Annotated in this window: 21 protein-coding genes and 1 pseudogene; 15 read left to right on the forward strand and 7 right to left on the reverse strand. The window is 59.6% G+C overall.

All coding sequences use genetic code 11. From position 1 onward, the window contains the following. From cobN to cobJ, 5 genes are read left to right on the forward strand one after another with little or no spacing between them, the layout of a single operon-like run. Window positions 1–3243, forward strand: a complete 3243-nt coding sequence (gene cobN / locus C1J02_RS01915; RefSeq protein WP_114876896.1) for a cobaltochelatase subunit CobN — start codon at window positions 1–3, stop codon at window positions 3241–3243. Beyond that, window positions 3240–4370, forward strand: coding sequence for a precorrin-3B synthase (gene cobG, locus C1J02_RS01920; protein ID WP_114876897.1), 1131 nt, complete (start codon window positions 3240–3242; stop codon window positions 4368–4370). Before cobN ends, cobG begins: the two co-directional genes overlap by 4 nt. Then, window positions 4370–4999 (forward strand): precorrin-8X methylmutase, encoded by a 630-nt coding sequence (locus C1J02_RS01925; RefSeq protein ID WP_114876898.1) that lies wholly within the window; start codon window positions 4370–4372, stop codon window positions 4997–4999. The genes cobG and C1J02_RS01925 overlap by 1 nt, the downstream gene beginning before the upstream one ends. 3 nt (window positions 5000–5002) lie before the next feature. Continuing rightward, window positions 5003–5734 carry a precorrin-2 C(20)-methyltransferase gene (cobI, locus tag C1J02_RS01930; protein ID WP_114876899.1) on the forward strand — a complete coding sequence of 244 codons (732 nt, stop codon included), beginning with the start codon at window positions 5003–5005 and terminating at the stop codon, window positions 5732–5734. After that, on the forward strand, window positions 5731–6477 hold the full coding sequence (gene cobJ, locus C1J02_RS01935; protein WP_114876900.1) for a precorrin-3B C(17)-methyltransferase: 747 nt from the start codon (window positions 5731–5733) through the stop codon (window positions 6475–6477). The genes cobI and cobJ overlap by 4 nt, the downstream gene beginning before the upstream one ends. On the opposite strand, the gene C1J02_RS01940 is transcribed toward cobJ, so the two are convergent. Further along, the gene (locus tag C1J02_RS01940) at window positions 6453–7202 is read right to left on the reverse strand and encodes a cobalt-precorrin-6A reductase (protein WP_114880316.1); all 750 of its coding nucleotides are present in this window, start codon (window positions 7200–7202) and stop codon (window positions 6453–6455) included. The genes cobJ and C1J02_RS01940 overlap by 25 nt on opposite strands. Between C1J02_RS01940 and cbiE the strand changes: the two genes are divergently transcribed. The 8 genes and pseudogenes from cbiE (at window position 7201) to cobF (ending at window position 12869) form a co-directional block, all read left to right on the forward strand. Further along, a complete protein-coding gene (cbiE, locus tag C1J02_RS01945) occupies window positions 7201–8382 on the forward strand; it encodes a precorrin-6y C5,15-methyltransferase (decarboxylating) subunit CbiE (RefSeq protein ID WP_114876901.1) in 1182 nt (393 codons plus the stop codon). The genes C1J02_RS01940 and cbiE overlap by 2 nt on opposite strands. Continuing rightward, complete coding sequence (locus C1J02_RS01950) at window positions 8379–8747, forward strand: cobalamin biosynthesis protein (protein WP_114876902.1); 369 nt, start codon at window positions 8379–8381, stop codon at window positions 8745–8747. The genes cbiE and C1J02_RS01950 overlap by 4 nt, the downstream gene beginning before the upstream one ends. A 14-nt stretch (window positions 8748–8761) precedes the next feature. Then, window positions 8762–8920 (forward strand): annotated as a pseudogene (locus C1J02_RS01955) (SAM-dependent methyltransferase); the annotation flags it as partial. 71 nt (window positions 8921–8991) lie between these two features. After that, on the forward strand, window positions 8992–9777 hold the full coding sequence (gene cobM, locus C1J02_RS01960) for a precorrin-4 C(11)-methyltransferase (protein ID WP_114876903.1): 786 nt from the start codon (window positions 8992–8994) through the stop codon (window positions 9775–9777). Further along, entirely contained in the window at window positions 9774–11099 is a 1326-nt protein-coding gene (locus tag C1J02_RS01965; protein WP_114876904.1) for a cobyrinate a,c-diamide synthase, read from the forward strand. Before cobM ends, C1J02_RS01965 begins: the two co-directional genes overlap by 4 nt. After that, window positions 11096–11821 carry a uroporphyrinogen-III C-methyltransferase gene (gene cobA / locus C1J02_RS01970; RefSeq protein ID WP_114876905.1) on the forward strand — a complete coding sequence of 242 codons (726 nt, stop codon included), beginning with the start codon at window positions 11096–11098 and terminating at the stop codon, window positions 11819–11821. Before C1J02_RS01965 ends, cobA begins: the two co-directional genes overlap by 4 nt. Beyond that, entirely contained in the window at window positions 11818–12120 is a 303-nt protein-coding gene (locus C1J02_RS01975; protein ID WP_114876906.1) for a DUF1636 domain-containing protein, read from the forward strand. The genes cobA and C1J02_RS01975 overlap by 4 nt, the downstream gene beginning before the upstream one ends. Then, window positions 12117–12869, forward strand: coding sequence for a precorrin-6A synthase (deacetylating) (cobF, locus tag C1J02_RS01980; protein ID WP_114876907.1), 753 nt, complete (start codon window positions 12117–12119; stop codon window positions 12867–12869). Before C1J02_RS01975 ends, cobF begins: the two co-directional genes overlap by 4 nt. 35 nt (window positions 12870–12904) lie before the next feature. On the opposite strand, the gene arfB is transcribed toward cobF, so the two are convergent. From arfB to C1J02_RS02010, 6 genes are all read right to left on the reverse strand, one after another. Further along, window positions 12905–13327: an alternative ribosome rescue aminoacyl-tRNA hydrolase ArfB gene (gene arfB / locus C1J02_RS01985; RefSeq protein ID WP_114876908.1), complete on the reverse strand. Its 423-nt coding sequence runs from the start codon at window positions 13325–13327 to the stop codon at window positions 12905–12907. A gap of 348 nt (window positions 13328–13675) precedes the next feature. Next, on the reverse strand, window positions 13676–14296 hold the full coding sequence (locus C1J02_RS01990; protein ID WP_114876909.1) for a queuosine precursor transporter: 621 nt from the start codon (window positions 14294–14296) through the stop codon (window positions 13676–13678). Window positions 14297–14386: 90 nt separating this feature from the next. Next, window positions 14387–15181 (reverse strand): esterase-like activity of phytase family protein, encoded by a 795-nt coding sequence (locus tag C1J02_RS01995; RefSeq protein WP_162798210.1) that lies wholly within the window; start codon window positions 15179–15181, stop codon window positions 14387–14389. An 80-nt stretch (window positions 15182–15261) separates the two neighbouring features. Next, on the reverse strand, window positions 15262–16197 hold the full coding sequence (mepA, locus tag C1J02_RS02000) for a penicillin-insensitive murein endopeptidase (protein ID WP_114876911.1): 936 nt from the start codon (window positions 16195–16197) through the stop codon (window positions 15262–15264). After that, on the reverse strand, window positions 16194–17567 hold the full coding sequence (locus C1J02_RS02005) for an MFS transporter (RefSeq protein ID WP_114876912.1): 1374 nt from the start codon (window positions 17565–17567) through the stop codon (window positions 16194–16196). The genes mepA and C1J02_RS02005 overlap by 4 nt, the downstream gene beginning before the upstream one ends. A 70-nt stretch (window positions 17568–17637) precedes the next feature. Continuing rightward, the gene (locus C1J02_RS02010; RefSeq protein WP_114876913.1) at window positions 17638–18180 is read right to left on the reverse strand and encodes an acyl-CoA thioesterase; all 543 of its coding nucleotides are present in this window, start codon (window positions 18178–18180) and stop codon (window positions 17638–17640) included. Between the two features lie 128 nt (window positions 18181–18308). Here C1J02_RS02010 and C1J02_RS02015 point away from each other — a divergent pair, with 128 nt between their 5' ends. Next, complete coding sequence (locus C1J02_RS02015; RefSeq protein WP_114876914.1) at window positions 18309–18596, forward strand: YggT family protein; 288 nt, start codon at window positions 18309–18311, stop codon at window positions 18594–18596. 109 nt (window positions 18597–18705) lie between these two features. Continuing rightward, window positions 18706–20763, forward strand: a complete 2058-nt coding sequence (recQ, locus tag C1J02_RS02020) for a DNA helicase RecQ (protein WP_114876915.1) — start codon at window positions 18706–18708, stop codon at window positions 20761–20763. The last annotated feature ends 9 nt before the right edge of the window (window positions 20764–20772 follow it).

Genomic DNA, 20772 nt, shown 5'->3' on the forward strand with positions numbered 1-20772 from the left:
ATGCATGTCGTCTTCCGTGAAAGCCATGGGCTGGAGGATGCGGACACCCCGTTTGATCCGGGGCAAACGCCCGCTGATCTGGTGGTGCTGTCCTTTTCCGACAGCGACCTTGGCGCATTCGCGGCAGGCTGGCATCGCGGCGGCGGACCAGACGGCAAGCTGCCAACTTTGCGTCTGTGTAATCTGGTGGCACTGCGCCATCCGGCGTCTGTCGATAATTATGTTGAGGCGACGCTGACCGGGGTCAAGGGCATTTTGATCCGCCTTATTGGGGGCGAAAACTATTGGCCCTACGGCATCATGCAGGTTCAGGATTTCGCCCGCCGAAACGGCATTGCCCTGGCGGTGCTGCCCGCGGATGGGCGCGAGGACCCGGCGCTTGATGCACATTCGACGTTGCCAGTTTCAACCCTGCGCCGTCTGTCGCATTTGTGTGATGCAGGCGGTGCCGTTGCAGCGCAAGCGGCCCTGGCACAATTGGCGCTGGCTGCCGGGCTTTATGCCGGTCCGGTTCTCGGCGCGAAAACCGTTCCGGATTGCGGGTTTTATGACCCTGATCTGGGTGTGGTTCCGTTCGCCGACACCCAAGGCGATGCGATCGCTGTCACGTTTTACCGCAGCTACCTGACTGCCGCTGATACCAGCCCTGTTGACGCGATGATCAAGGCCCTGCGGGATCGCGGGTTCAATGCCATTGGTCTTTTTGTGCCCTCGCTCAAAGCAGAAAGAGCCCGGTCATTTCTGGGCGCGGCTTTGGCGCAGATTGATCCGGTGGCCATCGTCAATGCCACTGCGTTTTCGGGCCGTGGCGGTGATGGCACGTCGCCACTTGATGCCCCCGGTTGCCCGGTCTTTCAGATTGCACTTTCCACGGCGCGCCAAAAGGAATGGGCCGATTCAGAGCGTGGGTTGTCGCCTGCGGATCTGGCCATGCATGTGGTTCTGCCCGAGGTAGATGGCCGGATTTTCACCGGGGTTGTCAGTTTTAAGGCACCGCAAAAGAAAGACCCGGATCTGCAATTTTCGCGCTTTGCCCATCGGGCAGACCAGGACCGGATCGCTGCGGTGGCGGACCGGGTTCTGGGGTGGCACAGGCTGGGCCAGACGCCCGCCAAAGATCGCAAACTCGCACTGGTGCTTTCGACCTATCCCGGACGTGCCGACCAGATTGCCCATGCTGTCGGCCTTGATGCATTGGCGTCGGTTGAGGATATGTTGCTGACGCTGGCGGGTGCCGGGTATAGCGCTGAGCCCAGCATCGGATTTGGCAAAACACTGACTCAACAGACGGTTAAATGGCCGCTGTCTGCGTATCAAACAGCGGTTGCGCGTCTGCCGAAAGCCTTGCGGGCCGATCTGGAGACAGCTTGGGGCGCACCGGAAACAGACCCGTTGTTTGCAGGCGGCGCATTCCATTTCCCGGCCCAGACCTGTGGCAATGCGCTGGTCGCGCTGCAACCGGAACGCGGTTCGATTGCGGCGCGTGACACGGATTACCACGACCTTGCCCGTGTGCCGCGCCATTCCTATGTGGCGTTCTATTTGTGGCTGCAGGCCCAGGGCATGGATGCCCTTGTTCACATCGGCGCGCATGGCACGTTGGAATGGTTGCCGGGCAAAGCGGTGGCGCTGTCAAATGATTGTTGGCCCGAGGCGCTGACCGGACGTATGCCGGTGATTTATCCCTTTATTGTCAATGACCCCGGTGAAGCCGCGCAAGCCAAGCGGCGCATTGGGGCGGTGACATTGGGTCACCTGCCGCCCCCGATGAAAGACAGCGAAACGCCCGACGGATTGTTGCGGCTTGAACGTCTGTTGGATGAATATTCCACCGCCGATGGGCTTGATCCGGCGCGGCGCGATCGGCTGATTGAAACGATCCGGTCCGAAGCTCAAGCCGCAGGGGTGGAAAGTGACCTTGGCCTGACCGAAGATGCCAGTGCCGCCGAGGCGATCACCCGCATTGACCGGTTTGTGTGTGACATCAAGGAAAGCCAGTATGGCGATGGCCTGCACGTTTACGGCGCAGGAAAAGGGGAGTTCGAAGGACTGCTTGCTGCACTTGATGGCAAACGGGTCACCTCCGGGCCATCGGGTTCCCCGTATCGCGGGCGCACAGATGTGCTGCCCACGGGCCGCAACCTTTATTCCGTTGATCCGCGCAGTGTGCCGTCGCGTGCGGCCTATGCCCAAGGGGTGAAACTGGCCGAGGAATTGTTGCGGCGGCATCTGCAGGATCAGGGTGATTGGCCCAAGGGGCTGGTTGTCGATCTTTGGGGCTCTGCGACCATGCGCACAGCCGGTGAAGAGGTTGCAATGGCGCTGCATCTGGCTGGATTGGCACCAAAATGGGACGATGGGTCAGAACGTGTTTCGGGATTTGAGATCCTGCCGCTTACCCTGCTGAACCGCCCGCGCATTGATGTGACCTTGCGGGTGTCTGGGTTGTTCCGCGATGTGTTTCCGGGCCTCAGTCAGCTGTTCGAGGCCGGAGCCACCGCCCTTGCAGCGCGAGAAGAAGCGCCCGATATGAACCCTTATCTGACGCAGGCACCCCGCGTTTTTGGCCCAAAGCCGGGTCTTTACGGCATGAACATGGAAAGTGCGTTGCATGATTATTCTGATGCCGGTCGGGATGCGGCGGGTGAGGCGTGGCTCAAAGGGTCCGAATGGGCGATCAATGCCCAAGGTGAGGCGCATCAGGACCGCGCCGCGTTAGAGGCGCGTTTGCACGGCGCAGACGGATTTGCCCATGTGCAGGATTTGACCGAGACGGATGTGTTGCTGGCCGCTGATTATGCCAGCCATGAGGGTGGTTTCGCCGCAGCAATGGCCCATTTGGGCGCGGAGAAGCCAGCGATCTATCACGTGGACAGCACCGTTGTTGGCACACCGCGCGCCCGCACGATGCCAGAAGAAATCGCGCGGGTGGTGCGCGCGCGCGCCGCCAATCCCGATTGGGCCAGCGGGATGATGCGCCATGGGTTCCGAGGTGCAGCTGAGGTGGCAGCGACGCTTGATAACCTTGCTGCTTTTGCGCATCTCACCCGTGAGGTGCCGGCGCATCTGATTGACCTCTACTTTGATGCAACGCTGGGCCGCGACGATCTGGTTGCCTTTATGGAGGCGGAAAACCCACAGTCCCTGCAGGAAATGCGCGATCGTTTTACGGCCCTGCGCGATGCCGGTTTGTGGATCACGCGCCGCAATTCGATCAGCGCCCAGATGGACATGGCAGAATGAGTGGCGCACCTCAGATAAAAGGCTGGTGCCCCGGCGCGCTGCGCCCGATGCTGTCTGGCGATGGATGGGTCGTGCGCGTGCGCCCCTATGGCGGCAGGTTGCGCCGCGCGCAGGCAGATGGCCTTGCCACGTTGGCTGCGGCGCATGGCAATGGCATGTTTGACCTGTCGGGTCGTGGCAACATTCAGATGCGCGGCGTGCGCGAAGACAGCCACAGACCACTGATCGAAGGGCTGCGCCGCATGTCACTGGTGGACGCGGACGCCAGCGTTGAAGGGCGGCGGAATATTCTTGTCACGCCGTTCTGGCAATCCGGGGACGACACGGAGCTTTTCGCCGCTGAGTTGACCCAGGCTTTGGCAGCACCGGATGCGCCCGCATTGCCCGGCAAATTTGGTTTTGCCATCGACACGGGGCGTCTGCCGGTCTTGCAAACCGCATCTGCGGATATCCGGTTGGAACGTGACGCGGGCGGCGGGCTGATCCTTGTTGCGGATGGGGCTGATACTGGCAAACCAGTGACGTCTGAAACCGCCGTGGATGAGGCTGTTGCACTGGCGCGTTGGTTTATGGTCACCTGCAAAAATCACATGCGGATGGGTCGGCTGATGACCGCAGGCGCAGCCTTGCCACCCGGTTTCATGGTTCCGCGGCAGACCCAAAGTTATGTTCCAAAACCCGGCCATACGCCCTTGGGTGCCATGATTGCTTTGGCGTTTGGACAAATGACATCGGAAACACTTGCAACGCTTGCAAAACACGGCGGGCTGCGGATGACGCCATGGCGGATGCTGCTGGTCGAAAGCGCGCGGCAACTGCCACAGATTGATGGGATCATCACCGACGCCAATGACCCGTTGCTGCGCGTTGTGGCCTGTACCGGTGCACCTGGTTGTGGCCAAGGCCTTGGACCCACACGCGACGTTGCGCGCGCGCTTGCACCGCATGTGCCGTGCGGACAAACGTTACATGTCTCAGGCTGTGCCAAAGGGTGCGCGCACCCCGGTGCGTCGGCGTTAACGATCACGGCGACCGAAACTGCGTACGATCTGATCCGGAACGGCAGGGCGTCTGATGCCCCTGAACAAACCAAACTCACCCCCGACACTTTAATCAAGGCGATCTGATGCCCCATACCTACATCACCGACGGCGCAGAGATTTATCGCCAGTCTTTCGCCACCATCAGGTCAGAGGCGGCATTGGACCGTTTCACGCCTGAAGAGGAAATTGTGACCGTGCGGATGATCCATGCTGCCGGGATGGTGGGGTTGGAGGAGCATGTACGGTTCTCGGACGGCATGGCCATCGCCGCACGCGCAGCATTGGAAGATGGCGCACCAATTCTGTGCGACGCCTATATGGTCAGCGAGGGGATAACCCGTAAACGGCTGCCAAAGCAGAACGAGGTCATCTGTACCCTGCGGGATCCAGAGGTACCGGACATGGCCAAGGCGATGGCCAATACGCGGTCTGCGGCGGCGCTTGAGCTATGGCGGCCCCATCTGGCGGGTGCCGTGGTCGCGATTGGCAATGCGCCAACCGCGCTGTTCCATCTGTTGAATATGCTCGAAGACCCTGACTGCCCGCGCCCAGCCGCGATCATCGGCTGCCCGGTTGGCTTTATCGGGGCCGCGGAATCAAAAGAAGCACTGATGCAGGACTTGCCAGTGCCTGCAATGATCGTGCAGGGACGTCTGGGGGGGTCGGCCATCACGGTGGCTGCCGTGAACGCGCTTGCCAGCAGGGTGGAATGAACAATGGGTAAAGTAATCTGTGCAGGTCTGGGACCGGGCGACCCTGAATTGATGTCAGTGAAATCTGACCGGGTAATCCGTGGGGCGACGCATCTTGCCTATTTCCGCAAGAAAGGCCGCGCAGGTCAGGCGCGCACAATTGTCAAAGACATGCTGCGCGATGATGTGGTCGAGTACCCGATGGAATACCCGGTTACCACCGAGCTGCATTTCAGTTCGGATGAATACAAACAGCTGATGGTCGGTTTTTACGCCGAATGGGCCGACAGGCTGAGCGCTTTGGCACAGGATCACGAGGTCGTTGTGCTCTGCGAAGGCGACCCTTTTTTCTATGGCTCGTTCATGCATCTGCACACCCGGTTGCAAGGCCGCGCGGAGGTTGAAGTATTGCCTGCAATCCCCGGCATGGTTGGCTGCTGGAATGCGCTTGATCAGCCGTTCACCTGGGGCGACGATGTGATGACCGTGCTGATGGGCACCTTGCCCGAGGAAGATCTGATCACCCATATGGCGCGCGCCGATGCGCTTGTGGTGATGAAGACCGGGCGCAACTTGCCTGCCGTGCGCCGCGCGCTTGCCACCACCGGGCGGCTGGACGATGCATGGTTGGTTGAGAAGGGCACAATGCCGGGACAACGGGTTGCCAGGCTGATTGACGTCGATGACGCCGATTGCCCTTATTTCGCGATTGTTCTGGTGCATGGTCAGGGCCGCAGGCCAGAGGCGGCGGAATGACAGGCCAGACCAAAGGATGGATCGCCATCGCAGGGCTGGGGCCAGGGCGCGATGATCTGGTAACACCTGAGGTGTCTCAGGTCTTGATGCAGGCCACCGATGTCATCGGTTACATTCCCTACGTTGCACGTGTGGCCCCACGTGAGGGGCTGAACCTGCATCCAACCGACAACCGGGTTGAGATTGACCGCGCGCTTCATGCGCTGCAACTGGCCGCGACAGGGGCACGTGTTGTTGTGGTGTCCTCCGGTGATCCCGGCGTATTTGCAATGGCTTCCGCTGTTTTTGAGGCGCTGGAAAACCACCCCGAGTTTGCCGAAACAGACATCCGCGTGTTGCCCGGCATCACCGCGATGCTTGCGGCTGCTGCTGCTGCCGGTGCGCCATTGGGGCATGATTTTTGCGCGATCAACCTAAGTGATAATCTCAAGCCATGGGCAACGGTCGAGCACCGATTACGCTTGGCGGCGCGGGCGGACTTTGCAATGGCGTTTTACAATCCCCGTTCCAAATCGCGCCCGCATCAATTCACCGAATGTCTGAACATCCTGAGACAGGAATGTGGGCTGGACCGTCTGATCACCTTTGCCCGCGCCGTGAGCACCCCAGAACAGAGGATCAGCACGGTCACACTGGGCGAGGCGACCCCAGATATGGCAGATATGCGCACCGTTGTGCTGGTCGGCAACGCCGCCACACGACGGGTCGGGCGGTATGTTTATACGCCCCGGTCGGCGTCATGACCCAGCCACGCCATCACCTCGGCCACGCCACCGGCGGTGACGTCACCCGGCAAGATAGGGCGGTTTGCCATGATCACCGGCAGGCCCAGAGTACGGGCGGCATCCAGCTTGGCCCGCGCGCCCACGCCGCCGGCATTCTTCGCCACGACATGCGTGATGGCGTGTTCCTGCATCAAGGCGACATCCCCTTGGATCGTAAAGGGCCCCCGCGCCAGCAACACCGTGACATCGGGCAAGGGCAGTTCCGCGTCCGGTGCATCCACCAGCCGCAGCACATAGTGATGCTGTGGTTTGGCGGCAAAGAGGCCAATCTGTTGTTTGCCGATTGCCAGAAACACCCGCGCGGGCGGGTCCGGCAGGGCCGCGGGAATTTCATTGATTGTCGGCACAAGCGTCCAGTTGTCACCGGGCCCAGCGGCCCATGGCGCGCGCTCAAATCGGATCAGCGGAACCCCGGCATCGCGACAGGCGGCAAAGGCATTCTTGCTCATGCCCGCAGCAAATGGATGGGTGGCGTCGATGACATGGGTGATTTTCTTTTCGCCCAAATACTCAATCAACCCCGCCACACCACCAAAACCGCCGATACGGGTGGACAACGGTTGCGGCACCGGGGATTTGGTGCGCCCCGCATAGGAGTAAACCGCATCGATCCCCGCATCAAACAAAGCTGTGGCCATCTGGCCCGCTTCGGTTGTGCCACCCAGCAAGAGGACGCGCATGATGGGTGATCCTTGGCTTAGCATCATTGGAATGGCTGACGATAGCGCGACAAACCTGCCGCCTGCAAGCCGTGCCGCCCTTGACGCGGCGGATGTAATTTTCGGCGGTCCACGACATCTGGAATTGGCGGACGCAGGCGCACGTGGTCGGCCGTGGCCAATTCCCTTTTCCATTGAGCCGGTGCTGGCCCATCGCAGTCAGCGCGTTGCCGTTCTTGCCTCAGGCGATCCATTTTGGTTTGGCGCTGGCGCAAGCCTCGCGACCCATCTGCAGCCAGACGAATGGCGGGTGTTCCCGGCACCCTCCACGTTCGCATGGGTCGCGGGCCATCTTGGCTGGCGGTTGGAGGATACGACCTGCCACGGCCTGCATGCCACGCCTTTTGAACGGCTTCGTGGGGTGCTGGCACCGGGTGGCCAAATGATCTGTCTGGTCCGCGACGGGGATGCACCGCAGGCATTGGCGGCGTGGTTGACCGGACAGGGCGCAGGTGCGGCGACCCTTTGGATTTGCGAACGGATGGGCGGCGATGCACAGCGCGTGCGTCGATCCACAGCCGGGGAATTTGACCTTTCAGACATTGCAGCACCGGTGGCCGTTGCCATCGCCTTGCCCGACAATGTCGGCCTCTCGCGCGCATCTGGGTTGCCAGACGACAGCTTTGCCCACGATGGACAGATCACCAAACGACCCATCCGGGCGCTGACCTTGTCTGCGATTGGCCCACGCGCCGACGAATTGCTCTGGGACATTGGTGCCGGGTCCGGGTCGATCTCGGTAGAATGGTGTCTGGCCGGTGGCCGTTCAATCGCATTTGAACAGCACGCGACACGTGTCGCCAACATCGCACAGAACATCGAGGATTTTGGCATCGGCCACCGCATGTCGGTTGTTCAGGGCGATGCAGCCACCGCAGTGCAGGACCATCCGGCCCCAGCCGCCGTGTTCGTCGGCGGGGGCGGGAACGCGGCGTTGTTTGACCATCTGTTTGATCTGCTGCCCAAAGGCACGCGACTTGTGGCCAATGGGGTGACCCTGGAAACCGAAAGCCTGTTGGCACATCTTCATGCCAAAATGGGCGGTGATCTGTTGCGCATTGAACTGGCGCAAGCCGCACCGCTTGGCCGGATGCGCGGCTGGGCATCGGCACGCCCCGTTGTGCAATGGAGTGTTACGTTATGAGATTTGCTGGCATCGGATTTCGCGGCGCGGCGGATTTGGCAAGCCTGCAGGACGCATTGCAAAAAGCCATCAGCGCAACCGACGGCGGTGCAGTTGATGCGCTGGTAAGCGAGGCTTCAAAGGCCCGTGAAAAAGTGTTTCGCGAGTTGGCGCAGGCGATGCGCATTCCGGGCATGGGTGTGACGCAGACGGATATGGCTCAGATGCTCACGCCGACCCAATCCGCCCGCATTCAAGATAAATTTGGCACAGGCTCATTGGCCGAAGCCGCGGCCCTTGTCGCCGCCGGACCGGGTGCGCGATTGCTTGCAGAGCGGGTGATCTCAAGCGATGGTATGGCCACTGCGGCGATTGCCGAGAATTAAGGGGAAACAAGCCTGTGACGGTACATTTCATTGGCGCAGGGCCGGGTGCCCCTGATCTGATCACATTGCGCGGGCGTGACCTGATCGCGGCCTGTCCTGTGTGTCTATTTGCCGGGTCTTTGGTGCCCGAAGCCGCGGCCCTTGTCGCCGCCGGACCGGGTGCGCGATTGCTTGCAGAGCGGGTGATCTCAAGCGATGGTATGGCCACTGCGGCGATTGCCGAGAATTAAGGGGAAACAAGCCTGTGACGGTACATTTCATTGGCGCAGGGCCGGGTGCCCCTGATCTGATCACATTGCGCGGGCGTGACCTGATCGCGGCCTGTCCTGTGTGTCTATTTGCCGGGTCTTTGGTGCCCGAAGCCTTGCTTTCGCATTGCCCCGAAGGGGCGCAGGTGGTCAACACGGCGCGTATGTCGCTGGATGAGATTATCGAGGTGATCGCGCAGGCGGACGCGGCGGGTCATGATGTGGCGCGGCTGCATTCTGGTGATCTCTCGGTCTGGTCCGCGATGGGCGAACAACTGCGCCGATTGCGCGCGCTCGGTATCGCGTATGACGTCACGCCCGGTGTGCCGTCCTTTGCCGCTGCGGCGGCCGAACTTGGTGCTGAACTGACGCTTCCCGGTGTCGTTCAATCCGTGATCCTGACCCGCACGTCGGGGCGTGCCACGGCAATGCCTGATGGCGAAACGCTTGAGAACTTTGCGAAAACGGGGGCGACGCTGGCAATCCATCTGAGCGTTCATGTTCTGGACAAGGTGGTGACGGACCTGACCCCATTTTATGGTACCGATTGTCCGGTTGCCGTGGTCTGGCGCGCCAGTTGGCCGGATCAGCGCATCGTCAAGGCAACGCTTGCCACCCTGCAGACCGCAATCGGTGCCGAAATGGAGCGCACGGCGCTGATCCTTGTCGGGCACGCGCTGGGGTCCGAAGATTTTGGTGAAAGCCGGCTTTATGCCGGTGATTATGATCGGCGATTCCGGCCTGTTGGCACAGACCCGCGCTTTCCGGAGACAGCCGAATGATCCCCCCCGGCATTCTGATTTCCGCACCCTCATCAGGCACCGGCAAGACCACGCTGATGCTGGGCCTTTTGGCCGCGCTCAAGGCGCAAGGCGTCAACGTGCAGCCCTTCAAAAGCGGCCCGGACTATATTGACCCTGCCTTCCATACGGCCGCATCAGGGCGCGCATCTTTCAACCTTGATAGCTGGTCGATGGACCGTGCGCGTATCGACGGTTTGACAGGAAACGCGGCGGGCGCAGATTTGATCCTTGCCGAAGGGTCGATGGGGCTGTTTGACGGTGTGGCGGTGCCGGGCGCGTGCGGAAATGGCGCAAGTGCTGATGTTGCGGCCCTGATGGGCTGGCCTGTGGTTCTGGTTCTGGATGTGTCCGGTGCAGCGCAATCGGTGGCGGCGACGGCGCTAGGTTTCAAACTGATGCGCCCGGATGTGACATTGGCGGGCGTGGTCCTGAACCGCGTGGCGTCTCCGCGCCATGATACCCTGGTGCGGGTCGGGATGGCGCAGGTCGGCGTAACCGTGCTGGGGTCCTTGCCTCGACGGACAGCGATTGAAATGCCTGAACGCCATCTGGGATTAGTGCAGGCCGGAGAACAGGAAAACCTGCCGCAGCTTTTGGCAGAGGCCGCAGCGTTTGTGACTGAACATGTGGACATCGCAGCCATTCGCGCAGCAGCCGCCGGGACGATGACCGATGCACCCCCGCCAGCAAAGATACCGCCGCCCGGGGGCCGCATTGCGCTGGCACAGGACAATGCCTTTGCCTTTGTCTATCCGCATCTGTTGGCCGGTTGGCGTGCTGCGGGCGCAGAAATTCTGCCATTCTCACCGCTGGCGGATGAGGCACCGGATGTCAGCGCTGATGTGTGCTGGCTGCCCGGCGGGTATCCTGAATTGCATGCAGGGAAACTGGCGGCGGCGGCGCATTTCCGCACCGGATTGCAAAGCTTTGCCCAGACCAAACCCGTGCACGGCGAATGCGGCGGCTACATGGCGATGGGGACCGGAATTATCGACAAGGATGGTGTGCGTCACGAGATGGCAGGCCTCTTGGGATTGGAGACGTCTTTTGCCAAACGCAAGATGCACCTTGGCTATCGCAAAGCGGACCTGAACGCAGCGATCCCCGGTCATGATGCGCGGGCCCGGCTGCGCGGGCATGAATTTCACTATGCCACCATTCTGACCGAACCTGATGCGCCCTTGGCGCACATCACCGACAGCAACGATCTGGACGTGCCGGAAACCGGATCGGTGCGGACCTTTGAAGGTGGCGGACGCGCGACGGGCACGTTTTTTCATATGATCGCTGAGGCACCATGAACGGCTTTGTCTCTTTTGTCTCCTCCGGGCCGGGTGATCCCGACCTGCTGACCGTCAAGGCGGTGGACCGGCTGCAAAAGGCCGAAGTGGTTCTGTTTGATGATCTGAGCGCAGGACCGATTCTGGAACACGCCAAACCTGACGCGGATCTGATTGGTGTGGGCAAACGGGCCGGGCGCGCGTCGCCGAAACAAGATCACGTCAGCCGGGTTCTGGTGGAATATGCTCAAGCTGGATTGCGGGTGGTGCGCCTCAAATCCGGTGATTGCGGTATGTTCGGACGGCTCGAAGAAGAGATCATCGCGTTGCGGGCGGCGGGCATTCCGTTTGAGATTATTCCCGGTGTGACCTCGGCCTCTGCTGCAGCGGCTACGGCAGGTATTCCATTGACCCGCCGCCTGACCGCCCGGCGGGTGCAGTTTATTACCGGCGCAGATGTCACCGGTGATTTGCCAGCCGATGTGAACATGGCCGCTTTGGCTGACCCTCTGGCGACCACCGTTGTCTATATGGGCAAACGGACTTTTGCCGGACTGGTCGCACGTTTGATCGAACATGGGTTGCCGGGCGATACACCTGCGATGCTGGCCGAGGCGGTATCGACCCCCGCCGAAAAGGTTCAGCGATTTACGATTGCGACCCTTGCCCTCCATCTGGAAAAAGCGACAAGCACCACACCTGCGCTGATCTTTTACGGCCCATTGGCGGAGTTTGACGGGTGAAGGTTTTTGTCTGCAAGAGCTGTTCCGTCGAAGGTGATTTTGTCGATGAGGTGCGCGTCGGATTGCAGGAGGTGGATGTTGTCAGTGTCGACTGCATGTCAGGCTGTGAGCGTGCACAAACGATTGCGTTCCGCAGCCCCGGCAAGGTTGCATATCTGTTCGGTGACATCACGACGGCGGACATGGACGATTTGCGAAACTTTGTGCGGCTTTATCTGGCGTCCGAAGATGGGACATTCCCGGATGCACGCGTGCTGGGCAATCTGCGCACCAAAGCCATCGCGCGGATACCGGGATGAGCCTTGTGCATCTGACGCTGATCGGGATCGGGACGGGCAACCCCGAGCATCTGACCCTGCAGGCGATCCGCGCGATCAACAGGCAGGATTTGATCCTGATCCCGCGCAAAGGCGAGGCAAAGGCCGATCTTGCCGAACTGCGCCGCGCGATATGTGATGAGGTTTTAAACAACAAAGCCACACAGATTGTGGAATTTGATTTGCCTGTGCGGGATGAAGCGACAGCGGATTATCGGCAACGGGTTGATGATTGGCACGACGCCATTGCGCTGGCATGGCAAGAGGCGATGGCAGGTCATCCGGGGGCCGCGAAGGTCGCACTGCTGGTCTGGGGGGATCCATCCCTTTATGACAGCACCTTGCGGATTGCCGCGCGGCTGGACCCCGCGCCGGCGCTTGAGGTGATCCCCGGTATCACATCATTGCACGCGCTGACCGCGGCACATGCGATCCCCGTGAATGACATTGGCGCGCCATTTGTCGTGACCACAGGGCGGCGGTTGCGCGATGAAGGGTGGCCCGCAGGTGTCGATACTGTTGTTGTCATGCTGGACGGCGATTGTGCATTTCAGACACTGGCAGCTGACGGGGTGCACATCTGGTGGGGTGGGTATGTTGGGATGATGGAACAAATCATTTGCGAGGGGCCGCTGGTTGAGGTGCGGGATCAGATCATCAAAATGCGCGCTGAGGCGCGGGGCCGGCACGGTTGGATCATGGACATATATATCCTGCGCAGAATGTGCTGAGGGCCGCCAGTAAACGGTGCGTCCTTGCTTTGGCACTAGGTATCCGGGTCGACTTTTCCACGCATTGCCTTGACCTCACCACGCACCTTCTTGGCCTTCAATCGCCGTTTCTTGGACCCCAAAGTGGGCCGGGTCGCGATGCGTCGCTTGGGTGGTGTCAGCGCCTTTTTAATCAGTTCCGCCAGACGATCCCGCGCGATATCTCGATTGCGCGCCTGTGATCGGGTTTCGTCGCACTGAATGACCAGCGCACCTTCAAGCGTCCAGCGCCGACCGGCCAGCCGTCGCAGTCGCGTTTTGACCGGACCCGTCAGCGAAGGAGACGTTGCTGCCTCAAACCTCAACTCGACAGCAGACGAGACCTTGTTCACATTCTGGCCACCCGGCCCCGACGCCCGCATGAAGGTTTCGGTCAATTCCCAGTCTTGCAGGGCAACGGTATCGGTGATGCGTAACATGGGTTCAATATCGCATGGGCATTGGCCAAGTTGAAGGGCGAGAAACGAAATGGGCCGCTCCAGCTAAGGAGCGGCCCAATCGAATGGTTTAAGGAGGTGGGATCGGTTAGATCAACTGATCCACCTGGGTTGTTATCGCTGCCAAGGGCTGCCCTAGCAGGTTACCTCCCAAGCTGTTCCGACACCTCGCTCCAGTACCTTTCTTGACACTAGATCACCTCCTTTACATTTGTTGAACTCACCTGAATCGTTGCACAGGTATTTCAAAACGCAAAGCACTTTTTTCGCTTACATTCCGAAAGTGTGACATTGCCGCACAGGAGGTTCCCTTTGTCATTGCGACAACAATCACGCCGTCGGCATGAGCCTGCTGGTAATCATGCGGAACGGGATCAGTGCGACCAGGGCAATGCTGAGTTTCACGGCCCAATCTGCCAGCGCAAGCGAAACCCAGAGCGGGGCCGCCGGACCAAAGCCAAGCAGCGGCAGAATTTCAGCCGCCCAGGAAACGTCCGTGGCAGGGTGCACAAAAGATAGCGCACCGGAAAAGGCGATCCCAAAGAACAATGCCGTATCAACTGTGCTGCCGATCAAAGTGCTGATCAGGGGCGCGCGCCACCAGGCACCGCCGCGCAGGGCGGCAAAGATGGAAACATCAAGAAGCTGTGCAGCAAGGAACGCCACGCCAGAACCAATTGCGATGCGCAAGGTGACCAGCGGGCCAAATTCGCCCATGATCTGGGTGCCAATCAATGAACAGATCAGGCCGACTACAAACCCGACAAGGACAACACGGCGGGCAGCCGATGCGCCATAAACGCGGTTCATCACGTCTGTGACCAGAAACGCGAAGGGGTAAGTGAATGCGCCCCAGGTCAACCACTGACCATAGAGAAATTGAACGAGGATGTTTGAGGCCACAACAATGGTGGCCATGGCAAGAATGCCGGGAAGATAAGTGCGTGTCATATGTAAACCGTTTTTTGCAAGGGTGCGGCGACTTGGCCAGCGGGGATCGCTGACAGGGGCGCTTTACGGTTTCCTGACGATGCGCGCAAGCTATTCTTCCAGGGCGAATTCCACGATCTGTGTCTGCTGAATGGGCAGAAAATTGTCGTCAGAAACCAGCGTTACGAATGTTTGACCTGACATATCCCGCCAAATGCTGATGGCTTCAAAATTGTCAAACTGGCCGGGGCCGGTGGTAAGCAGGACCTCTTCGTCCAGGTCAGGCGCAGCAAGATCGAACCTGCGAATGCGACTGCGAAAGCCCAAAGGCGTCACAGCCCGTTCGAGAAGGTAGAACAGCCCATCATCACTGAAATCCGCACCCACCGGCAGGAAGGGGCCGCGACGTGGGATATGATGGGCCACATGCCATTCCCCGCCCACATGTGTGAAAACGGGAAATGGGGTATCAATCATGCCCGACCGTTCGGGCAGTGTGTAAAGTGTCCCATCGGGGTGAACGGCAAGCGCCTCAAGTCCAGAATTGTCCTGCAGGTCTACAAACTCTGTTGTGGTCAAGGCACCTAGGATGCGCGCAGAGTCGAGATCCACCTGTTCCACCCGATGATCTTGTTCAAAGGATACAAATGCGTGACCATGCGCATCCATGGCCAGCCCTTCGGCATCCAATTCAAAACTTTCTGACGAGACCCTGACGGTAGGCGTCAATAAGACATGCCCACGCAACTTGAGCGCTGTGAGGACACCGTTCTCACGCAGCATGGTCGCAGTGACGAGACTGCCCTTGTCGGTGATCAACGTTATGTCGGTGCCGTTTGCCGTCACCTCGGCCCCGGAGAAACCGCCGAACCACGGATCGGTTTGTGACCAGATTAATTTGGACACCTGATGAAGTGACGGTTCGGCCTGTGCGGTCAGTGCGACACAGGTGAATGCAACGAAAAAGGCTGTTCTGATGACGTAGATCAGTTGTCCAGCACAGACTTACATTGGGCGGGCAGGTCGGCCAGCACCAGTTCACGCCGGGGTTTTGGTTTCGGCGCGTTTGGGTTTGGTGGCGGCGGGTTCAGAATATTGCGCTGCCATTCGCGTGCATCGGCGCAGCCGTCCCCGGCGGGGGGTGGTGTCTGGTTGGTGCAGCCGCGCGCCCCAGCCGGACAGGCAAGGCGCACGTGGAAATGGTAGTGATGCCCATACCATGGCCTGATTTTGCGCAGATAGGCACGGTTGCCTTTTTCATCATTGCACATCTGCACCTTGGCACCGGGGAATACGAAAATACGCTCGACACGCGGGTCTTCGGCGGCGGCTTTGATGATCTCGTGGTGCGCGCGGGTCCAACTGCTGTTCACATATGCACCGTTGGCACGGCGCATCGAAATGGATGAAATGCTTTCGCGCTGTGCGCGGGACAGGCCCAGTGTTTTCGGGGGCAGCATCCAGATGTCTGCGTCAAGACCAATCTGGTGGCTGCGATGGCCTGTCAACATCGGACCGCCACGCGCCTGGCTCATATCGCCCACATAAATACCAGCCCAACCGGGCTGCTGAGCGGCTTTGGCGCTGAGTTTTTTGACCATATCAATCAGGTCGGGATGCCCCCAGTTTCGATTGCGTGACAAGCGCATGGCCTGCCATGTCGGGCCTGTTTCGGCCAGTTGTTCTGCCCCTGCAAGGCACCCCTTGGCATAGCTGCCATAGGGCGCGGATGACTGTGGCGAGGCAAAACTTTTTGCCCCAAAGAGCTTTTTCGCCTGCACATTGCTGAGTGCGCCGCCGGACGACCCGATGGTGGGCAGGACCGCTGATCTGCCGCTGATGTCATTGCTGGAATTGCCACCGCCACACGAACCCATTGTCAGGACCAAGGCCGCACAGGTCAAAAGGCGTGTCAGGATCATTTTTCAAAATCTCCGTTCGGTTTGACCCATGCTAACAGTATTAGGCCGACAATGAACAGACCCACAACGGGTGTAATGCCAAGGCGCTGGCTGCCTGTGATGTCACTTGTGAGCGCAATCAGCGCAGGTGCAATGAATGAGGTTGCCTTGCCCGACAATGCATAGAGGCCAAATGATTCGGTCATGCGGTCCGGGTTGCCCTGACGTGTCATCATGTTGCGCGATGACGCCTGCAATGCGCCACCTGCAGCACCAATCAGTGCACCGGCCAGATAGAACATGATATCAGGCAAGGTGGAGCCTTGCGCAACGGTCATGCCCAACACGGATGTAGGCGTCAACGAGATGATCAGGCAGGCCGTGAAGATCAGGATGATACAGCAAAATACGATAACCGGCATGGGCCCGATGCGACGGTCAACCCGGCCACCGATCACACAAAAAATAGCACCCGAGATGGCGGCGAGGATGCCAAAAATACCAATCTCCTGAATTGACCATTCCAAGACGCCGGACGCATAGAGCCCGCCAAAGGTATACATGCCATTGAGCGCGTCACGGTAAAACATCGACGATCCGAGATAGGCCATCAATGAAGGATGCCGCGGCAGATTGCGTAATGTCTGCACCAAATCGGTCAATCCTTTGCCCAGCCGATACCGCGCGGCGGCCGGTTTGGGGGTGTCGCGTGTATAAAGGAAGAAAGGGATCATGAAGACCGCGAACCAGATCGCAGTCAGGGGTCCGACCACGCGGGTATCGGCCTTGGTCGCCGGATCCATACCAAAGAGCGGTGACAGTCCGGCCATCGTTTTGCCGCTGGACCCGCTTTGGAACAAGGCAATCATGATGATCAATGCAAGCACCCCACCGGCATAACCAAACGCCCAACCGTCCCCTGAAATACGCCCGCGTTCTGCAGGGTCCGGGGATAACTCTGGCAGATAGGCATTGGTAAAGATCGTCGCGAACTCCATCCCGATGAGGCCAATGCCGAAAAAGAACAACGCCCAAAGCACCGAGAAATCCTGTGGGGCGGTCCACCAAAGCGCGCCGGACCCAACGACATAAAGCAGCGAGAACAGCCAGACCCAAGGCAACCTCTTGCCGGACGAATCCGCAACCGCACCCAGGATTGGCGCGAGGATTGCGATGGCGATGCCCGCGATGGCCAGACCATATCCCCAATAGGCCTGCGCCTGCGCCTTGGCGGCAGACAGTTCCATGCCGCCCTCGACCAGAGAAGCAGTTGCCGTCTGGGCGAAGTAGGGGCCAAAAATGAAGGTAAGCAGAAGGGTATTGTAAGGCTGGCTTGCCCAATCAAAGAAATACCAGCCCCAGATGCGTTTGCGTGCGGTGATCTGTGTCATAGCTACCCCGTTCTTCGTTGGCTGAAGGTAGAACAGGGCAGCGACGTATGCGCAAGATACGGTTTGGTGCTCAGGCGTCCTGCATGGGCGGCCAGGGACGGTGCGTTTCAGCAGCGCACCATTTTGCCACCCAATCCGGCATCTCTGGCGACGTGGTCGGTTGCCCCATTGCCGACAGCACGGTGTGCGGCGCGACAATACCGTTTTTGTTGGTCACGGCAGACCGATAAAGGACATGGCTCGCGCATTCGCCGTTCCGCTTCCACATGGATTGCTCAAGATAGATAAATTTGTCATCCCAACACAGGGCTCGGCTTCGCATTTCAAAACGCTCAAACCCGCGAATGCGACGGCGGAAACGAGTTGACGTACCAGCCATGGTCAACCCCCACCCTTCACGCTTCAATACACCGATCATACCGGCGCGCTGGGCCATTGCCGTGCGCCCCAGATCATAGAGCGACAGCGCGCGGCCATTGTTCAGTTCAAGCCAGACATCCAGATCATGCGGCCAGCAGATGTGATGGCTGACATGGGTTTCGGTCAGCGTTTCAAGCGGCGGTTGGCGGCTGGCCAGAAAGAGATCTTTGAACAGACGGACGAATGGGAACATTTTAGCGTCTCCTTTGGCCGTAGTCAGGTGCACCTGAACGCGTGCGCGTCAAGCATGAACCTCGCGGCACTCTTGCGGTTTTGTGCGCCGACGCTTAACTGACAGGCACCACTTTGAAAGGGTTTGCCATGTCATCGCTGTTTGAAATTTTGATGCTGCTGCTGAACATCGTTTGGTTTGTCATCATCGCGCATGTGATCATGTCATGGCTCATCAATTTTCAGGTCCTGAATTTGCGTCAGCCTCTGGTCGCGCAAATCTGGTACGGGCTGAACCGGTTGCTGGAACCGCTTTATAGCCGTGTGCGGTCGGTCATCCCTGCGATGGGCGGGCTTGACCTTGCCCCCTTGGTTGTCTTGATCGGTGTGGCGATTTTGCGGATCATCCTGACCAACAACGCGGCTGCATTCTATTAAACCCAGATTGGTCTGGCGTATTTTTGGGCCAATGAGGCGCTAGCACTTGTTCACCAATTGTTAGTGTGGGAGTCTGCAAAAAAGAGCAGACAAACATATGGGTTCCCACATGACGGCCACACTTTCCGGTGCTGATACGCTGATCCGTGATGTATTCGGCTTTGACGCGTTCAGGCCCGGACAGCAGGAAATTGTCGAGGCTGTGACAGCCGGCGAAAACGTGCTGGCGATCATGCCGACGGGTGGCGGAAAATCCCTTTGCTTTCAATTGCCTGCGCTGATGCGCGAGGGGGTCACAGTGGTGATTTCCCCGCTCATTGCACTGATGCGGGATCAGGTGCGGTTCTTGCAAGAGGCGGGTGTGTCGGCGGGTGCCCTGACCTCTGGCAACACACCTGAAGAAACCGACGCCGTCTGGGAGGCGCTGGAAGCAGGCACGCTCAAGCTGCTTTACATGGCACCAGAGCGGTTGGCGGCGGGGTCGGCCATGGGCATGCTGCGGCGTGTGAACGTGCGGCTGATCGCGGTCGATGAAGCGCATTGCGTCAGCCAATGGGGTCATGATTTCAGGCCAGATTATCTTCGCATCGGGGAATTGCGGCGCAGTTTAAACGTGCCACTTGCCGCGTTCACGGCAACTGCGGATGCAGAAACCCAAGTCGAGATTGTGCAAAAGCTGTTCGATGGGGTTGCGCCACGCGCCTTTCTGCGCGGGTTTGACCGCCCCAACATTCACTTGGCTTTTGCCGCGAAAAACAAACCGCGCGACCAGATTTTAAATTTTGCATCCGCGCGCAAAAGCCAATCGGGAATTGTCTATTGCGGAACGCGGGCCAAAACCGAAGGCCTTGCCAAAGCACTGCGCGACGAGGGTCATGTGGCGCTGCATTATCACGGCGGGATGGACGCCGAAGACCGCCGCATCGCGGAACGGCGGTTTCAACAAGAGGACGGTCTGATTGTGGTTGCCACCGTGGCCTTTGGCATGGGCATCGACAAACCGGATATCCGCTGGGTTGCGCATGCCGATTTGCCGAAATCAATCGAATCCTATTATCAGGAAATTGGCCGCGCTGGCCGCGATGGTGCACCAGCCGAGACTTTGACCCTGTTTGGGGCGGACGACATCCGCCTGCGCCGCAGTCAGATTGACGAAGGGTTGGCCCCACCCGAACGGCGCAGCGCCGATCATGCGCGGTTGAATGCCTTGCTGGGTCTGGCAGAGGCGTTGGAATGCAGACGTAAGACATTGCTGGGGTATTTCGCTGAGGCGGACATCACCTGCGGACATTGCGATCTGTGCGATGCGCCAGCTGACGTATTTGATGGCACAACGGCGGTGCGCAAGGCGCTTTCTGCAATCTTACGCACCGAGGAATGGTTCGGCGCGGGGCATCTGATCGATATTCTGCTGGGGGTCGAGACCGACAAGGTGACACAGCGCGGCCATACCAGCCTTCCGACATTTGGTGTGGGTACTGAATATGATCGCCGCCAATGGCAGGCGGTTTTCCGGCAGATGATGGGGCATGATCTGATCCGGCCTGACCCGGAACGCCACGGCGCGTTGCGCATGACCGATGCGGCGCTGCCGATCCTGCGCGATGAGGCCAAGATCAGCCTGCGCGGGGATTCGATCAAGGCAGCATCGGCCACCCGCCGACCCGCAGTCAAAGAGATGGTAAGCGACGAGGACGCGCCGTTGTTGTCAGCCCTCAAGGCCAAACGCCGCGGTCTGGCAGAGGCGGCCAAGGTCCCGGCATATATTATTTTCAACGACCGCACGTTGATTGAGATGGCCGAAACCCGGCCCCGCGATCTGGATGGGATGGCGCGGATCGGTGGCGTCGGTGCCAAGAAGCTTGAGACTTACGGCAAGGCGTTTCTTGAGGTCATCAACGGAGAGGTGCAGCAAATGCATCCGACAAGGCGCAAATTGGCGGGCCGTGATGCGGGCACGGTCTATGATCAGTTGTTGCAGGTTCAGGCAGACCTGGCGCGTGGTTCCGCAGGCGCGGACAAACCTATGTCCTGCTCTGCCTCGGTGCTCGCCAAGGTGGCGCAACTGCGCAATGCCGACGACAGCGCGTTGAAAAGGCTGCTTGGCGACCGACATGCCGAACGATTTGGACCGGCTTTTCTGGACGTTCTACGGGACGCGGGCTAGATCAGGCAC

Origin of the sequence: Sulfitobacter sp. SK011 (genome assembly GCF_003352065.1) — a bacterium.
Lineage (GTDB): Bacteria > Pseudomonadota > Alphaproteobacteria > Rhodobacterales > Rhodobacteraceae > Sulfitobacter.

What these genes read in the sequence shown, in the direction of transcription:
- C1J02_RS02010 (WP_114876913.1), bottom strand. Translation starts at nt 18,180, where the DNA reads ATGTTCCCATTCGTCCGTCTGTTCAAAGATCTCTTTCTGGCCAGCCGC.
- C1J02_RS01990 (WP_114876909.1), bottom strand. Translation starts at nt 14,296, where the DNA reads ATGACACGCACTTATCTTCCCGGCATTCTTGCCATGGCCACCATTGTT.
- cobF (WP_114876907.1), top strand. Translation starts at nt 12,117, where the DNA reads ATGAGCCTTGTGCATCTGACGCTGATCGGGATCGGGACGGGCAACCCC.
- cobJ (WP_114876900.1), top strand. Translation starts at nt 5,731, where the DNA reads ATGACAGGCCAGACCAAAGGATGGATCGCCATCGCAGGGCTGGGGCCA.
- C1J02_RS01965 (WP_114876904.1), top strand. Translation starts at nt 9,774, where the DNA reads ATGATCCCCCCCGGCATTCTGATTTCCGCACCCTCATCAGGCACCGGC.
- cobA (WP_114876905.1), top strand. Translation starts at nt 11,096, where the DNA reads ATGAACGGCTTTGTCTCTTTTGTCTCCTCCGGGCCGGGTGATCCCGAC.
- cbiE (WP_114876901.1), top strand. Translation starts at nt 7,201, where the DNA reads ATGGGTGATCCTTGGCTTAGCATCATTGGAATGGCTGACGATAGCGCG.
- C1J02_RS01925 (WP_114876898.1), top strand. Translation starts at nt 4,370, where the DNA reads ATGCCCCATACCTACATCACCGACGGCGCAGAGATTTATCGCCAGTCT.
- cobG (WP_114876897.1), top strand. Translation starts at nt 3,240, where the DNA reads ATGAGTGGCGCACCTCAGATAAAAGGCTGGTGCCCCGGCGCGCTGCGC.
- cobN (WP_114876896.1), top strand. Translation starts at nt 1, where the DNA reads ATGCATGTCGTCTTCCGTGAAAGCCATGGGCTGGAGGATGCGGACACC.
- mepA (WP_114876911.1), bottom strand. Translation starts at nt 16,197, where the DNA reads ATGATCCTGACACGCCTTTTGACCTGTGCGGCCTTGGTCCTGACAATG.
- C1J02_RS02015 (WP_114876914.1), top strand. Translation starts at nt 18,309, where the DNA reads ATGTCATCGCTGTTTGAAATTTTGATGCTGCTGCTGAACATCGTTTGG.
- C1J02_RS02005 (WP_114876912.1), bottom strand. Translation starts at nt 17,567, where the DNA reads ATGACACAGATCACCGCACGCAAACGCATCTGGGGCTGGTATTTCTTT.
- cobI (WP_114876899.1), top strand. Translation starts at nt 5,003, where the DNA reads ATGGGTAAAGTAATCTGTGCAGGTCTGGGACCGGGCGACCCTGAATTG.
- arfB (WP_114876908.1), bottom strand. Translation starts at nt 13,327, where the DNA reads ATGTTACGCATCACCGATACCGTTGCCCTGCAAGACTGGGAATTGACC.
- C1J02_RS01950 (WP_114876902.1), top strand. Translation starts at nt 8,379, where the DNA reads ATGAGATTTGCTGGCATCGGATTTCGCGGCGCGGCGGATTTGGCAAGC.
- recQ (WP_114876915.1), top strand. Translation starts at nt 18,706, where the DNA reads ATGACGGCCACACTTTCCGGTGCTGATACGCTGATCCGTGATGTATTC.